We start from the raw sequence: 15,225 nt of genomic DNA, 5'->3' as shown, positions 1-15,225 counted from the left end.
GCGCTTGGCCGCTGTCACCTTTACCGAAGATGGGGATGCGAAACAGAGGGAATGGCCATGTATGATGCCGCGATCATGTGGGACTGGGTGGCGTTCGCCGTCCGCTGGACGCACATCATCACCGCGATGGCCTGGATCGGCGCGTCCTTTTACTTCATCGCGCTGGACCTGATGCTGAAGCCCGCGACGGACATGCCCAAGGGCGCATCAGGAGAGGAATGGGAAGTCCACGGCGGCGGCTTTTACCACACGACGAAATACATGGTGGCGCCCGACCGCCTGCCAGAGCATCTGACCTGGCACAAATGGCAAAGCTATTCGACGTGGCTGTCGGGCGCCACGCTGCTGATGATCGTCTACTGGGTCAGCGGAGAGCTATACCTGCTTGACCCAAGCAAAGCCGATCTGGCGCTGTGGCAGGGGATCGTGCTGTCGGCAGCCTCTATCGCAGTGGGCTGGGTGGTCTATGACGCGCTTTGCAAATCGGCATTGGGTGAGCGGCCCACGCTGATGATGCTGGCGCTGTTCGCGATCATCGTGGCGATGAGCTGGGGGCTGAACCAGGTCTTCACGGGTCGCGCCGCCCTGCTGCATCTGGGCGCGTTCACCGCCACGATCATGACGGCCAACGTGTTTTTCATCATCATGCCGAACCAGCGCATCGTGATCGCCGATCTCAAAGCGGGCCGCACACCGGATGCGAAGTACGGCAAGATCGCCAAGCTGCGGTCGATGCACAACAATTACCTGACGTTGCCGGTGATCTTCTTGATGCTGTCGAACCACTACCCGCTGGCGTTCGGAACGCAGTTCGCATGGATCATCGCCAGCCTGGTGTTCCTGACCGGCGTGACGATCCGGCACTACTTCAACACCATGCACCGCACCGGCAAGGGGCCGTTGTGGACGTGGGGCGTGACGGCGGTGCTTTTCATCACGATGGCGTGGCTGTCTACCGCCTCCACCTGGGACGGCGACTACGAGGCCTTGGAGGCGACCGAACTGACCGCATACGAGACCGCCTTCGCCGAGGCAGAGGGCTTCGATGCGGCCCTGAACGCCGTGATCGGCAACTGCTCCATGTGCCACGCGCGCGATCCGGCTTGGGACGGCATTCGCTGGGCCCCGAAAGGCGTACATCTGGAAACGCCTGCCGACGTCGCGCGCCATGCCAAGGCGATCTACCTGCAGGCGGGCGTCAGCCATGCCATGCCGCCGCCCAACGCGGTGCAGATGGACCCAGCCGCGCGGGCCGATATCGTGGCGTGGGTGCGCAACGCAACGGATGGCTAGGCGAACTGTCGGCATCATGTTGTAGGACGACGACCCATTAATCCAGCGCGCGTCAGACTGGACCGGCGCGGGTGTGGCGCGCTACACCGTCGAAGCCAAGATTGCCGCCGATCAAGTCACCCTGACTGATCCATGCGCGCCTGAATGGCTTTGCCCCCTTTCACGCCGGGGCCGCATTCGAAGCCGCAGGGACCTGACCGATGAAACGCTCTACCATCAACGACATCATCCTTGCCGCCGATGCGATGATCCGCGACCACGGCGTCGCCTTGCCGCCCTTCGCCCACTGGTCTCCCGACGCGTTCCGAAACCGCGCTCAGACCGCACAACACCTGATCGACTCGCGCTGTGGGTGGGACATCACCGACTACGGCGCAGGTACGTTCGACACGATGGGCCTGACGCTGTTCACCCTGCGCAACGGGCGGCAGGCCGATCTGCGGGCGGGGCGCGGCATGTGCTACGCCGAGAAGCTGCTGATCTCGCGCCGGGACCAGCTATCGCCCATGCACACGCATGCCCTAAAAGCCGAAGATATCATCAACCGTGGTGGCGCAACGCTGGTGGTGGAACTCTACGGCTCGGATGATGATGGCAACTTCGCCGAGGATCGCGGCGGGCAAGTCATGTGCGATGGGATCGTGCGCACCTTCGCTGCCGGTGAAAAGCTGACCTTCGCCCCCGGCGAAAGCGTGACGTTGATGCCGGGCGACTGGCACGCCTTCTGGGGTGACGGCGGTGATGTGCTGATCGGAGAGGTCAGCACCGTCAACGACGACGAAACCGACAACATCTTCCGCGACCCCATCGGCCGCTTCGCCACGGTCGAAGAAGACGTGGACCCCGTGCGCCTGTTGGTCAGCGATTACGACACGTGGCTATCCCATGACGCCTGATTTCAGGACCGATCCGGGCGGCTTCCTGAGCGCGCTGTTCAACCGCGCCGTGGCCGTAGCGGATCCGATGCGCGTGGTCGCCGCGCATCTGCCCAAACGCCCGAAGGGACGCCTCATCGTCATCGGGGCGGGCAAGGCAAGCGCCCGGATGGCAGAAGCGGTAGAGGCGACGCTCGGCCCCTGCGATGGGCTTGTCATCACGCGCTACGGCTATGCGCGGCCTTGCCAAGGGATAGAGATTGTCGAAGCCGCGCATCCGGTGCCGAATATGGCAGGCGTTCAGGCGACCCACCGGCTGCTGCAACTGGTCGATGGGCTGGGGCCAGACGACACCGTGCTGGCGCTGATCTCCGGCGGCGGCTCTGCGCTATTGTGTGCGCCCGCTGTCGGCATGACGCTGAACGACAAGATCGCGGTGAATCGTGCTCTTCTGGCCTCGGGCGCGCCCATCGGAGAGATGAACGTCATTCGCAAACACCTGAGCCGCGTGAAAGGCGGGCAGCTTGCCACCGCCTGCCATCCCGCGCGGCTGGTGACGCTGATGATCTCTGACGTGCCCGGCGACGACCCGGCAGAGATCGCGTCGGGGCCGACCGTGGGAGAAGACAGCACGCCCGCCAACGCACTGGCCCTGATCGAAAAGCGCGGTATCACCCTGCCGGACGCCGCGATGGCTGCTCTGCGCGCCGGATCATCGGTTGTGGCGCCCTGTGATCCCCGGCTGGCCCGCGCAGAAGACCATGTCATCGCCGCCCCCGCACAGTCACTGGCCGCCGCCGCCGCAATTGCGCAGGCGCAGGGGGTTAATGTGCGGATTCTGGGCGATGCGCTGGAAGGCGAGGCCCGTGATCTGGGCCGCAGGCAGGCGCAAGCGGCACTAGCCGCGCAAGCCGACGCCACCGCGCCCCTTCTTCTGCTGTCCGGCGGAGAGGCCACCGTGACAAGGCGCGGCGAGGGGATCGGAGGGCCCAACGCCGAATACGTTCTGGCCGCGATGCTGGAGCTGGACGGCGCGCCCGGCATCTACGTCCTTGCCTGCGATACCGACGGCGTGGACGGCGCAGCAGAGGTCGCGGGCGCAATCGCCGGCCCGGACACGATGAAGGACAGGATGTCCGCCGAGCGCGCCTTGTCCGAAAACGACGCGCACACATGGTTCGCAACACATGGCGGCCAGATCGTCACCGGCCCAACCCTGACCAACGTGAACGACTTTCGGGCGATCCTTGTCCTCCCGACCTAAGCCTTTTGCCCCAAATTCGGTCTTCCCATACCGCGCCCGCCGCGCGAGAACGCAACGACGGCCATAGCCCACAGGAACCTGCCCATGTCCAGACGCGTCCTGATCACCGGAACCGCCGGTTTCATCGGCTTCCATCTTGCCCGGTTGCTGCTGTCCGAAGGCTTCACCGTCCACGGCTACGACGGGATGACCGACTACTACGACGTGCGCCTGAAGCAGCGCCGCCACCAGATCCTGATGCAGACCGAGGGCTTCGGCGCCACCGAGGGTATGCTGGAAGATGACGACTTGTTCCAGAAGACCGCAGACGACTTCGAACCCGACGTGATCGTCCACCTCGCCGCGCAAGCTGGCGTGCGCTACAGCCTTGAAAACCCCCGCGCCTATATCGACGCCAATGTCGTCGGCACCTTCAACGTCATGGAAGCGGCGCGGCGGCACGAGGTCGATCACCTGCTGATGGCCTCGACCTCTTCCGTCTACGGCGCGAACACCGACATGCCCTTCGTCGAGACGCATAAGGCCGACACGCCGCTGACCATCTACGCCGCCACAAAGAAGGCGAACGAGGCGATGGGCCATTCCTACGCCCACTTGTGGAACCTGCCGACCACGATGTTCCGCTTCTTTACCGTCTACGGGCCATGGGGACGGCCCGATATGGCGCTGTTCAAGTTCGTGGACGCCATTCAGAACGGTCGCCCCATCGACATCTACAACAATGGCGACATGCACCGGGATTTCACCTACGTCGAAGACCTTGTGAACGGTATCCGCCTGCTGATCGACGCCGCCCCCGTGCGGCCCGAACCCGACGCCGAAATTCCAGAATGGGACAGCCTGTCGCCTGTTGCCCCGTGGCGCGTGGTGAATATCGGCAACTCGGACACGGTGCGCCTTCTGGATTTCGTCGAGGCGATCGAGGACTGCATGGGGATGAAGGCGCAGCGCAACTACATGGAGATGCAGAAAGGCGACGTGCCCGCTACATGGGCCGACGCGACGCTGCTGCGTGAGTTGACAGGCTATCGCCCTCAGACCGACGTACGCGACGGCATCGCGAAGTTCGTGGCATGGTATCGCGCGTACTACGACGTTTGAGCCTTTCGGGCAGCAACACACCCGATCACGCATACTTCGTCTATTGACGTCCGGCGCCGATTTACCGGGTGCCGTGAAGCGGGCCTATCCGTCATCAGCAGCAACGGGTTGCCGTTTGCGCCACGAACGTCATCATGCTCCCATAGAAACAGACCGCCCCACGGGCGGCACAAGGGAGTCTCACATGACCAAGACCATTCGTTTCCTCGCAGCCTCGGCGCTTCTGTCCACCTTGGCGGTGCCCGCTCAGGCGCAGGAAGAGACCTTCATCACCATCGGCACCGGCGGCGTCACGGGCGTCTACTACCCCACCGGCGGCGCGATCTGTCGGCTCGTGAATCGCAACCGTGCCGACCACGGCATCCGCTGCTCGGTCGAATCCACCGGCGGTTCGGTCTACAACGTCAATGCCGTCCGCTCTGGCGAGCTGGAGTTCGGCGTCGCCCAGTCCGACGTGCAGTTCCAAGCGTCCAACGGCGAAGGCCAGTTCGCCGATCAGGGCGCGGACGAGACCCTGCGCGCCGTCTTCTCGATCCACCCAGAGCCCTTCACCGTCGTCGCCCGTGCCGGATCTGGCATCGAGACTTTCGCCGATCTCGAAGGAAAGCGCGTCAACATCGGCAACCCCGGATCTGGTCAGCGCGCGCTGATGGAGCGGATGATGGAAGAGATGGGCTGGACCACCGACAGCTTCCAGCTGGCCTCCGAGTTGCAGGCCGCCGAGCAGAGCCAGGCCTTGTGCGACAACAACATCGACGCGATGGTGTATTCTGTGGGCCACCCGTCCGGTTCCATTCAGGAAGCGACCACGGCCTGTGAATCGGTCATCGTTCCCGTCGACAACGAGGCAAGCGCCGGTCTGATCGAGAACAACCCCTACTACCGCGAAGCCACCATCCCCGGCGGCATGTACCGCGGCAACGACGAAGACATCACCACCTTCGGCGTGGGCGCGACGCTCGTGACCTCGTCCGAGGTGTCCGAGGATGTCGTCTACGAAGTCGTCAAGGCGGTGTTCGAGAACTTCGACCAATTCAAGGGCCTGCACCCCGCCTTCGCCAATCTGGAGGCCGAGCAAATGGCAAACGACGGCCTGTCTGCACCGCTGCACGCCGGTGCCCAGCGCTACTACGAAGAAGCGGGCCTAGTGTCCGAATAAGCGTGCGGGGGCTCTGCCCCCGCAGCTACGCTGCTTCACCGAAGTATTTCGGGAACGATGAAAAAGCAGGCCGTCTGGGAGATCCGGGCGGCCTTTTCCATTTGAAGTCTGGGCATCGGAGGCTTTTCCGATAACGTTAACCAAAGACACCCCTCTTCGGACGGGGAACCAAAGGAAGAGGGACGTGATGGCCGAGGACAAGCAGAACCGAGAGTTCACCGATGAGGAGCTTCAGGACCTCGTCGCGTCCTCGGACGCGGGCGCGCGGACGCCATCGACACCGTGGGTCGCCGCGCTGATCGGCCTGACCGCCCTTGCGTGGTCGCTGTTCCAGTTGTGGATCGCGCAGCCAATGCTGTGGTTCGGGGCTTATTTCCCGGTGCTGAACTCGTCCGAAACGCGTCCCATCCACTTGGCCTTCGCCGTGTTCCTTGCGTTCCTGTGCTACCCGGCGATGAAATCCTCCCCGCGCGACAGGGTTCCCTTGGTGGACTGGGCGCTGGCCATCGTCGCCACGGGAACCGCGCTTTACGTCTTCTTCTTCGCCGACACGCTGGCGCAGACCGCCCGTTCTGGTCTGCCGACACAGAACCAGGTGATCATCGCTGCCATCGGCATCGTGCTGCTGCTGGAAGCGTCGCGCCGCGCGCTTGGTCCGGCGCTGACAATCGTCGGCGCAATTTTTCTGGCCTATGCCTACTTCGGCACCGGCTGGCTGATCCCCGACCTGATCGCCCACGAAGGCCTGTCCTTCACCTCGCTGATGACGGCGCAGTGGCTGGATACGGCGGGCGTCTTCGGCATTCCGCTGGGCGTTTCGACGGCCTTCGTGTTCCTGTTCGTGCTGTTCGGCTCACTCTTGGACAAGGCAGGCGCGGGCAACTACTTCATCCAGTTGGCCTTTGCTGGCCTGGGCCACCTGCGCGGCGGACCGGCCAAGGCCGCTGTCGTCGGATCGGCGATGACCGGCCTCATCTCTGGCTCGTCCATCGCCAATGTAGTGACCACCGGCACCTTTACGATCCCGCTGATGAAGCGCGTCGGCTTCACCTCTGAACAGGCCGGATCGGTCGAGGTCGCGTCGTCCGTCAACGGTCAGATCATGCCACCCGTGATGGGGGCCGCAGCTTTCCTGATGGTCGAGTTCATCGGCATTTCCTATGTGCAGGTCATCAAGCACGCCTTTGTGCCTGCGGTGATCTCCTACATCGCGCTGGTCTACATTGTGCACCTGGAGGCTTTGAAGAAGGACATGCCTGCCCTTGGCGAAGGCGCGTCCCTGCTGCGCATGGCCCTGAACTTCGCCATCGGCTTCGCGGTCTTTGGTTTCGGCTTTATCGCGATGATCTATCTGATCGGTGGCTTGAACGCGGTTCTGCCGGGCCTGACCGGACCCATTGTCATGATCGGGCTGGCCGCCGTTTATGTCTGGCTGGTGGCGATCGCGGCACGCCAAAAGGATCTGGATCCGGAGAACCTGGAGCCGACAGAGGACGGTCAGATCACGCTGCCCAAGACGGCGGACGTGTGGAAGACCGGCCTGCATTACGTGCTGCCGATCCTCGTGCTGGTGTGGTTCCTGATGGTCGAGCAACAGTCGCCCGCGAAGTCGGCTTTCTACGCGACCGCCCTGATGCTGTTCATCATCGTCACTCAACGCCCCCTGAAGGCGCTGTTCCGCAAGGGCGATAGCATCGCCGAGGCTGGCAAGGCCGGGCTGTTCGATCTGGTCGACGGGCTGATCGCGGGCGCGCGCAACATGATCGGCATCGGTGTCGCGACCGCCGCCGCCGGTATCATCGTGGCGACTGTCACCAAGACCCCCATCGGCACCGAATTGGCCGCACTGGTCGAGCAATTATCGGGCGGCATCCTGATCATCATGCTGGTGCTGATCGGTCTGTTCAGTCTTGTACTGGGGATGGGCCTGCCGACAACGGCCAACTATATCGTCGTATCGTCCTTGATGGCCGGTGTCGTCGTGTCCCTGGGCGCGCAGGAGGGGCTGATCGTGCCGCTGATCGCGGCGCACCTTTTCGTGTTCTACTTCGGCATCATGGCGGATGTGACGCCACCTGTCGGCCTGGCCTCTTTCGCCGCCGCGGCCGTGTCGGGGGGCGATCCGATCAAGACGGGCTTCATCGCCTTCTTCTACTCGCTGCGCACCGTCGCCCTGCCCTTCTTGTTCATCTACAACCCGACGCTGATCCTGTATGGCGTCGATCTCGGCACGGCCACTGGTGTGGCACACGCGGTCTTCGTTTTCATCGTTGCGACCTTCGCGATGCTGCTTTTCGCCGCCGCCACGCAAGGCTATTTCCTTGCCCGCTCGCGCATCCACGAAAGCGCGATGCTGCTGCTGGTGGCCTTTACCTTCTTCGTGCCGAACTTCTGGCTGAACCAGGTGCAGCCGCGCTTTATCGAAAGCGATCCGGCGGCCTTCGAGCAGACCCTGGCAGAGGCCGATCCCGGTGGGCGCATCCGCCTGCGGATCGAAGGGCCGGACTTCAACACCGGCGACATGACGCAGACGACCCTGTCGCTGGTCGTGCCGGAAGCAGAGGGTCAGGCGCGGATGGATGAAACCGGCCTGATGCTTCGGCCCAACGCCGAAGGTGCCGAAGCCGCGCTGGAAGAACCGATGTTCGGCACCCCGATTCAGGAAGACCTGTCCAGCTTCGACTTCTACTCGGACGATCCCGTCCGCATCTCGCAGGTGCTGGCGCCGAACGACAATCGCCTGCCCGCCCAGATCTTCTACATCCCGGCATTGCTGCTGCTCGGTCTTGTGATCGTGCTGCAACGTCGCCGCCAGACAAAACCGGCGTTCTGACCATGAGCACAATCCTCTTCCCTATCGACCTTGCTGCCCCCGCTACCTGGGAAATCGCCCTGCCCCGCGCATTGGAACTGGCGCAGGGCGGCACGCTGCACGTCATTACGGTCATCCCGAACTTTGGCATGTCCATGGTCGGCGGCTATTTCGACGAAGGCTTCATCGAACGTGCGCTGCATGAGGTTGGGGAAGACCTGACGAAGTGGGTGAACAAGAACATCCCCGACGCGCAGGAGGTGCATCCCCATGTTCTGCACGGTCGCATCTATGACGAGATCATCCGCACCGCAGCCGATCTAAGCGCGGACATCATCGTCATGGGCGCGCCGAAGCCCGGCGTGTCGGAATACCTGCTGGGCCCCAACGCCGCGCGCGTGGTGCGTCACGCACCGCAATCGGTGTTCATCGTCCGTGGCTGACAGTGCAGTCTTGGGCCGTGGTCCGTCGCGCTTGCCCACGGCTGTATCCGGCGATGGCTGCTGGTTGATCGACGCGGACGGGCGACGCTATCTGGACGGCTCCGGCGGGGCAGCGGTGTCCTGCCTTGGCCATTCCGATGCCCACGTGCGCGCCGCCGTTCACGCGCAGCTTGACAAGGTAGCCTTCGCGCACACCGGCTTTTTCACGACCGACGCCGCTGAACGGCTGGCCGCCAAGCTGATCGAGACCGCACCACCGGGTATAACCCGCGTCTACCCGCTGACGGGTGGCTCCGAAGCGGTGGAGGCCGCGCTGAAGCTGGCGCGGCAGTATTTCTTGGAAGTGAGCCAACCGCAGCGCGCAAAGATCGTCGCGCGTCGGCAAAGCTATCACGGCAATACGCTGGGGGCGCTCGCCGCTGGCGGCAACGCGTGGCGGCGCGAGAAATACGCGCCGCTGCTGGTGGAATGTCACCACGTGTCGCCCTGCTATCCCTACCGCGAACAGGGAGACGACAGTGACACTGCCTACGTGCAGCGATTGGCCGACGAGCTGGAGACGAAGTTCCAAGAGCTTGGCCCCGACACTGTCATGGCCTTCGTGGCAGAGCCGGTCGTGGGTGCGACAGCGGGCGCTCTCGCCCCGTTGCCTGGCTACTTTATGGCGATCCGCCAGATTTGCGACCGCCACGGCGTTCTTCTGATTCTGGACGAGGTGATGTGCGGCATGGGCCGAACGGGCACGTTGTTCGCCTGTGAGCAGGACGGGGTGGCACCCGATATCGTGACCATCGCCAAGGGCCTTGGCGCGGGCTACGCCCCCATCGGGGCAATGCTGTTGTCGGACCGCATCCACCGTGCCATCGCCGACGGCTCCGGCAGTTTCCAGCACGGCCACACCTACCACGGCCACCCCCTTGCCGCCGCCGCCGGTCTGGCGGTGTTGGAGCGTTTGGTGGACGATGGCCTTGTCGCTTGCGTGAACCGGCGCGGTGAGCGGCTTATGGAAGCGCTGAACGCTCGGCTGGGTCAGCACCCCCACGTCGGAGATATTCGCGGACGCGGGCTGTTCCGCGGCATCGAGCTGGTCGCTGACAGAGAGACGAAAACCCCCTTCGATCCAGCCCGCAAGTTGCACGCGCAGGTCAAGAAAGCCGCGATGGCCGAGGGGCTGATCTGCTATCCCGCAGGGGGCACGGTCGACGGCGTCCACGGTGACCACATCCTTCTGGCTCCGCCGTTCATCATCTCTGACGACGAGATCGACATGTTGGCCGACCGACTGACGCGCGCGATAGATACCGCACTGGCCGCCTAGTCGTGATCAGAACGGCAAATCCATTGGGAGGTCGCCGGAGTCGTGGCCATATTGGTTCCGGTGATCGTCAGATCAGCCGAGGCTTTTGCACTGGCAGCCGGTTTCGGCACCTGCCTCGCTTCAATGCGACTGGTCCCAGTGCATCGTCGGCCCCGCCGCAAGCTCACCTTCGGCACGGTTTGCCGAACGCCGTGTCCCAGCGCCACGAAAGTACCGCCGGATCCGCCGAGCTTCGACGAGATCGCCACGCAATCTCCTACGACACCCACTTGAGCGCGCCCTGTTTGCCTGGTTTCCGGCGCGAAAGCAGTAGATGCAGTTGTCGATCCTTCAAGCGAAGATACCACTTATCACAAGGATCGCACGACTGATCCTGATCGGGATGGCGATTTGCCTGTACGTCGCCTTCGTTGGCCCACCCAACCCCTGCTTCACGCGCGGCGTTCAAAATGCCTTCGCGCTTCGTGCTCCACACGACCGTGGATCGCTGGTGGACAGGTAACGGTATGACATGCTGTTCATCCTGTGCGGATTGCTGGTCGTAATCGTGACCGTTCCGATGATGGGCTATTGGCGCTGTGCGGGTTCATGTCGGTCGTGCCGGTCGCCTTAGTGTGCAAGACGACACGGCACCGCGAGACCATCGACAATATCCTTGGGTCGCTGGAAAGCGGCGCCCGCAACATGTTGCACATCGCGTCGGCCAGTGCCTGTGCAGGGATCGGCGATGCAGACCAACCTAGTGCCGTTGCAGTCGACCATCAGCGTCGTCATGCTTGCGGAGGCTTTGCAGAGCTACTTCTTCGGCTGGCTGTCGGTGATGCCGGTACACGGCTCGCCTTCGTCGATCTACCCAGATCGGCGCCTGACCACGACGGAGCGGCTGTTTGCCGATTGGATCCTGCTATTCCAAAAGCGTCGCGTTCCCGCCAAACTGGAAAGCGCCACGACAAACCCCAGGCCGTTCCCAACAGACGAAGGCAGCTCGACATGCTGAAGACCGTTTCCCCGAAGCCGCGCTCGGGCGGGCAGGTTCTTGTGGACCAGCTTCTGATCCACGGGGCCGACACCGCGTATTGCGTGCCCGGCGAAAGCTATCTGGAGGTTCTGGACGCGCTGCACGATGTGCAGGACCGCTTCACCCTGATCAACGCGCGGCACGAGGCCGGAGCCGCCAACATGGCCGAGACCTACGGCAAGCTTACGGGGCGTCCCGGCATCGCGATGGTCACACGTGGTCCCGGTGCGTGCCATGCGGCGATCGGTGTGCATATCGCCCAGCAAGACAGCACGCCGATGATCCTTCTGGTGGGTCAGATCGCACGCGGCACGACGGACAGGGAGGCGTTTCAAGAAGTCGACTACCGCGCGATGTTCGGCCCGATCGCCAAATGGGCCACCCAGATCGACGACGCATCCCGCGTTCCCGAATACATGGCCCGCGCCTTTCGCGTCGCGACGTCTGGCCGCCCCGGGCCCGTTGTCGTCGCCCTGCCCGAAGACATGCTGACCGACATGGTGACCATCGCAGACGCACGACCCTACACTCCCACGCGCGCCGAATTGTCCACCGACGGATTGGATGCGCTGAAGGCCGAGCTGTCCTCTGCCGAACGCCCGCTTCTGATCCTTGGCGGCTCTGGCTGGTCGGACGCAAGTGCCGCCGCGATCACGCGCTTCGCCGAGGTCAACTGTATTCCCGTCACGACCTCTTTCCGCAGGCAGGATATCGTGGATAATCTGTCGCCGGTCTATGCTGGCGACTTCGGAACCTCGACCGCCCCGACGCTTTACGCTCACCAACGCGATGCCGATTTGCTGGTCGTCATCGGCGCGCGCATGGGAGAGATGTCGACCAAGACCTACACCACCATCGACGCCCCCAACCCGCAGACCCGTCTGGTTCATATCTACCCAGACCCGGACGAGATCGGGCGCGTCTACTCCCCCGACCTTGGCATCGCCGCCGCGCCCGGATCGGTCGCCGCGATGTTGGATGGCATCGATCTGGGCCGGGGCGACGCGTGGAAGGACTGGTGTGCCCGCCTGCACAGCGACTACCTGACCGACAGCGACGCCCCGAACGGTGGCGACTGGACGCTGGATATGGGCGTGGCCCTGTCGCAGTTGCGCGACAGCCTGCCCGACGACGTGATCGTCACGCTCGACGCGGGGAACCACACAGGCTGGGCGCAACGGTTCCTGCGATACGGTCGGCCTGGCCGCATCATCGGCTCGACCTGCGGCGCGATGGGCTATTCCGTGCCCGCCGCCGTCGCCGCATCCATCGCGGATCCAAAGCGGTTGGTCCTGTCCTTTGTCGGCGACGGCGGCTTCATGATGAGCGGGATGGAGCTTGCGACCGCCGCGCAATACGGCGCGCGCCCCATCGTGCTGGTATTCAACAACGGGATCTACGGCACGATCCGCATGCACCAAGAGCGCGAGCACCCTGAACGGATTTCCGGCACCACCTTGCAGAACCGGGATTTCGTGAAAATGGCCGAAGGCATGGGGGCCTACGCCGAACGCGTGACGGAAACGGCGCAATTCGCCGATGCCTTCGTCCGCGCGCGGGACAGCGGTCTTCCGGCCCTGATCGAACTGATGACGGACCCCGAACAGATCTCGACCCGCACGACCATCGCCAAACTGCGCGACGCGGCGCGCCGCAAGGTGCAGGCCTGATGTTGAACGGGATGGACGTGGGGCCATTTTGATCGCCAGGCCGACTTTCTGGGTCGATCGCGCAACGTCGTCTGGGGCGGGCCTTCCATCGTCGAGCAAGCCGACTGTGAATGCGATGCAATCACAATGACTCAACAAGGGTGCACCATCAGCGGTGGACGCCTGCGACGGGTCCGATGCTGCACCAAATCTTTATGGTCGAACCGGCGGCAGTCGTCGCCGTTCATAGCATCACAATGACTTGGGCCGCGCCTCGAAGGTCTCACGTCCCTCGTCGGTTTCCAGATGCACCCGATCTTCCGCTTCTCGCAGCGCTACGGGCACGCCGGCCACCAGCGGTGACAGCCCGCGATAGTCCAGTGCGACCGCGCCGGTTCCGGCCCGCTTGGCGATGGCGTTCATCAGCAAGGTCGCCTGCAGCGGGCCATGAACAACGAGGTCGGCGTAGCCTTCGGTCTGCGTGACATACGGGTGGTCGTAGTGAATACGGTGCCCGTTGAAGGTCAGCGCAGAGTAGCGGAACAGCGTCACCGGATCGCCGGTGAAGGTGCCGGGCGGGCCGGTGCGCGGCGTATGGGGTTGCGGATCGCCCAAAGGCTGCGCAGGTCGGTAGACAAGATCTTGCCGTTCGGCAATCGCGGTGCGGTCGCCCACCGAAATCGTATGCTCCACGGCCACGAAGACCAGCGGGCCAGAGCGTCCCTGCTTGCCCGTCACGGACGCGATGCGCGACCGCCGGTTCACCCGATCGCCCGCCCGCAGGGGCGCGTGGAATGCCAAGGCGCCTCCCGCCCACATACGGCTTTCGAACGGGATCGGCGGCAGGAACCCACCGCGCGCAGCATGGCCATCGGGGCCGAGCGCATCGAACGGCACGGCAGACGGCGCAAGGCACCAATGCAGGCCCAGCGGGGCGTCCGCACCTGTATCGAACAGCCAGTCGCCCAGCGTTGCGCGGAACCGGGCGATCAGGCCGTCGGTGACGGTATCGCTCGCCTCTTCCTCGCGCCCCACCCAGCCACGCAGGTGATCGAGGTCGATGTCGTCCAGAGAGGCCATCAGAAGCTGCGCGGCATATCCAGGATATGCTCGGACACGTAGGACAGGATCAGGTTCGTCGAGATCGGCGCGACCTGATACAGCCGCGTCTCGCGAAACTTGCGCTCGATGTCGTATTCCTGAGCGAAACCGTAGCCTCCGTGGGTTTGCAGGCAGGCGTTCGCGGCCTCCCAACTGGCGTCGGCGGCCAGAAGCTTGGCCATGTTGGCCTGCGCGCCCGACGGCTCGTTCGCGTCGAAGCGGCGGCAGGCTTCGAAACGCATAAGGTTGGCGGCCTCTACATTCACGAAGGCGCGCGCGATAGGGAACTGGATGCCCTGGTTTTGGCCGATGGGCCGCCCGAACACTTCCCTCTCGGTCGCATACTGACGCGCCTTTTCGCAGAACCAGTAGCCGTCGCCGATACATTCGGCGGCGATCAACGCGCGTTCGGCGTTCAGCCCATCCAGGATGTAGCGAAATCCCATCCCCTCTTCGCCGATCATGGTGTCGGCGGGGATCTCCAGATCATCGAAGAACAGTTCGTTCGTTTCATGGCCGACCATGTTGGCAATCGGTTTGACCTCCATCCCCTTGCCAATCACCTGATCCAGTTCCAGCAGGAAGACCGACAGCCCCTCTGACTTGCGCTTGACCTGATCGAGCGGCGTCGTGCGCGCCAATAGGATCATCAGGTCAGAGTGCTGCACCCGACTGATCCAGACCTTTTGGCCGTTGATGACATATGTGTCGTTGCCCTTCTTTACCGCCGTCGTCTTCAACTTCGTCGTATCGGTCCCGGTGGACGGTTCCGTCACCGCCATGGATTGCAGGCGCAAGTCACCCGAGGCGATCTTCGGCAGGTAGCGTTCCTTCTGCGCGTCCGACCCGTGGCGCAGCAGCGTGCCCATGTTGTACATCTGGCCGTGGCAGTGGCCCGCGTTGCCGCCCGCGCGGTTGATCTCTTCCATGACGATGGACGCTTCGGTGAGCCCCAGCCCCGATCCGCCGAACTCTTCGGGAATCATTGCGGCTAACCAACCGGCCTTGGTCAGCGCGTCGATGAACTCTTCGGGATAGGTCTCGTTTGCTCCGTGGGCGCGATGGTACTCGGCCGGAAACTCGGCGCAGAGCGCGCGCAATGCGTCACGCAGATCGTCGTGTGTGTCGGGGGCGGATGTCTTCACGTGGCCTCTCTCTTCCGGGTCAGTCAGGCGGAATATCAGGCTGGCAT

The 15,225-nt window shown here is 63.7% G+C and carries 12 protein-coding genes; 10 read left to right on the top strand and 2 right to left on the bottom strand.

Annotation, left to right across the window (positions count from 1 at the left end; genetic code table 11):
• Positions 1–57 precede the first annotated feature (57 nt).
• The 10 genes from FIU81_RS05475 (at position 58) to FIU81_RS05425 (ending at position 12,953) form a co-directional block, all read left to right on the top strand.
• Positions 58–1,293 (top strand): urate hydroxylase PuuD, encoded by a 1,236-nt coding sequence (locus FIU81_RS05475; protein WP_124112567.1) that lies wholly within the window; start codon positions 58–60, stop codon positions 1,291–1,293.
• 200 nt (positions 1,294–1,493) lie between these two features.
• Entirely contained in the window at positions 1,494–2,189 is a 696-nt protein-coding gene (locus FIU81_RS05470) for a D-lyxose/D-mannose family sugar isomerase (protein WP_124112566.1), read from the top strand.
• Positions 2,179–3,432 carry a glycerate kinase gene (locus FIU81_RS05465; protein ID WP_124112565.1) on the top strand — a complete coding sequence of 418 codons (1,254 nt, stop codon included), beginning with the start codon at positions 2,179–2,181 and terminating at the stop codon, positions 3,430–3,432. Before FIU81_RS05470 ends, FIU81_RS05465 begins: the two co-directional genes overlap by 11 nt.
• Before the next feature lie 84 nt (positions 3,433–3,516).
• Positions 3,517–4,533 (top strand): NAD-dependent epimerase/dehydratase family protein, encoded by a 1,017-nt coding sequence (locus tag FIU81_RS05460; protein ID WP_124112564.1) that lies wholly within the window; start codon positions 3,517–3,519, stop codon positions 4,531–4,533.
• Between the two features lie 184 nt (positions 4,534–4,717).
• The gene (locus FIU81_RS05455; protein ID WP_124112563.1) at positions 4,718–5,692 is read left to right on the top strand and encodes a TAXI family TRAP transporter solute-binding subunit; all 975 of its coding nucleotides are present in this window, start codon (positions 4,718–4,720) and stop codon (positions 5,690–5,692) included.
• A gap of 187 nt (positions 5,693–5,879) precedes the next feature.
• Entirely contained in the window at positions 5,880–8,525 is a 2,646-nt protein-coding gene (locus FIU81_RS05450; protein WP_124112562.1) for a TRAP transporter permease, read from the top strand.
• Between the two features lie 2 nt (positions 8,526–8,527).
• Entirely contained in the window at positions 8,528–8,947 is a 420-nt protein-coding gene (locus FIU81_RS05445) for a universal stress protein (RefSeq protein WP_124112561.1), read from the top strand.
• Positions 8,940–10,265 (top strand): aspartate aminotransferase family protein, encoded by a 1,326-nt coding sequence (locus FIU81_RS05440; protein ID WP_124112560.1) that lies wholly within the window; start codon positions 8,940–8,942, stop codon positions 10,263–10,265. The genes FIU81_RS05445 and FIU81_RS05440 overlap by 8 nt, the downstream gene beginning before the upstream one ends.
• Before the next feature lie 727 nt (positions 10,266–10,992).
• Positions 10,993–11,262 carry a hypothetical protein gene (locus FIU81_RS05430; protein ID WP_124112558.1) on the top strand — a complete coding sequence of 90 codons (270 nt, stop codon included), beginning with the start codon at positions 10,993–10,995 and terminating at the stop codon, positions 11,260–11,262.
• Complete coding sequence (locus FIU81_RS05425) at positions 11,256–12,953, top strand: thiamine pyrophosphate-binding protein (protein WP_124112557.1); 1,698 nt, start codon at positions 11,256–11,258, stop codon at positions 12,951–12,953. The genes FIU81_RS05430 and FIU81_RS05425 overlap by 7 nt, the downstream gene beginning before the upstream one ends.
• A gap of 231 nt (positions 12,954–13,184) precedes the next feature.
• Here FIU81_RS05425 and FIU81_RS05420 read toward each other — a convergent pair whose 3' ends face one another.
• On the bottom strand, positions 13,185–14,012 hold the full coding sequence (locus FIU81_RS05420; protein WP_124112556.1) for a MaoC family dehydratase N-terminal domain-containing protein: 828 nt from the start codon (positions 14,010–14,012) through the stop codon (positions 13,185–13,187).
• Positions 14,012–15,178: an acyl-CoA dehydrogenase family protein gene (locus tag FIU81_RS05415; protein WP_124112555.1), complete on the bottom strand. Its 1,167-nt coding sequence runs from the start codon at positions 15,176–15,178 to the stop codon at positions 14,012–14,014. Before FIU81_RS05415 ends, FIU81_RS05420 begins: the two co-directional genes overlap by 1 nt.
• Positions 15,179–15,225 lie beyond the last annotated feature (47 nt).

This window comes from Palleronia sp. THAF1 (assembly GCF_009363795.1).
Lineage (GTDB): Bacteria > Pseudomonadota > Alphaproteobacteria > Rhodobacterales > Rhodobacteraceae > Palleronia.
This window is presented reverse-complemented; position numbering and strand designations above follow the sequence as displayed.

Bases quoted from the DNA above. Each gene is read 5' to 3' on its own strand.
- FIU81_RS05475 (WP_124112567.1), top strand. From the start codon at position 58: ATGTATGATGCCGCGATCATGTGGGACTGGGTGGCGTTCGCCGTCCGC.
- FIU81_RS05470 (WP_124112566.1), top strand. From the start codon at position 1,494: ATGAAACGCTCTACCATCAACGACATCATCCTTGCCGCCGATGCGATG.
- FIU81_RS05465 (WP_124112565.1), top strand. From the start codon at position 2,179: ATGACGCCTGATTTCAGGACCGATCCGGGCGGCTTCCTGAGCGCGCTG.
- FIU81_RS05460 (WP_124112564.1), top strand. From the start codon at position 3,517: ATGTCCAGACGCGTCCTGATCACCGGAACCGCCGGTTTCATCGGCTTC.
- FIU81_RS05455 (WP_124112563.1), top strand. From the start codon at position 4,718: ATGACCAAGACCATTCGTTTCCTCGCAGCCTCGGCGCTTCTGTCCACC.
- FIU81_RS05450 (WP_124112562.1), top strand. From the start codon at position 5,880: ATGGCCGAGGACAAGCAGAACCGAGAGTTCACCGATGAGGAGCTTCAG.
- FIU81_RS05445 (WP_124112561.1), top strand. From the start codon at position 8,528: ATGAGCACAATCCTCTTCCCTATCGACCTTGCTGCCCCCGCTACCTGG.
- FIU81_RS05430 (WP_124112558.1), top strand. From the start codon at position 10,993: ATGCAGACCAACCTAGTGCCGTTGCAGTCGACCATCAGCGTCGTCATG.
- FIU81_RS05425 (WP_124112557.1), top strand. From the start codon at position 11,256: ATGCTGAAGACCGTTTCCCCGAAGCCGCGCTCGGGCGGGCAGGTTCTT.
- FIU81_RS05420 (WP_124112556.1), bottom strand. From the start codon at position 14,012: ATGGCCTCTCTGGACGACATCGACCTCGATCACCTGCGTGGCTGGGTG.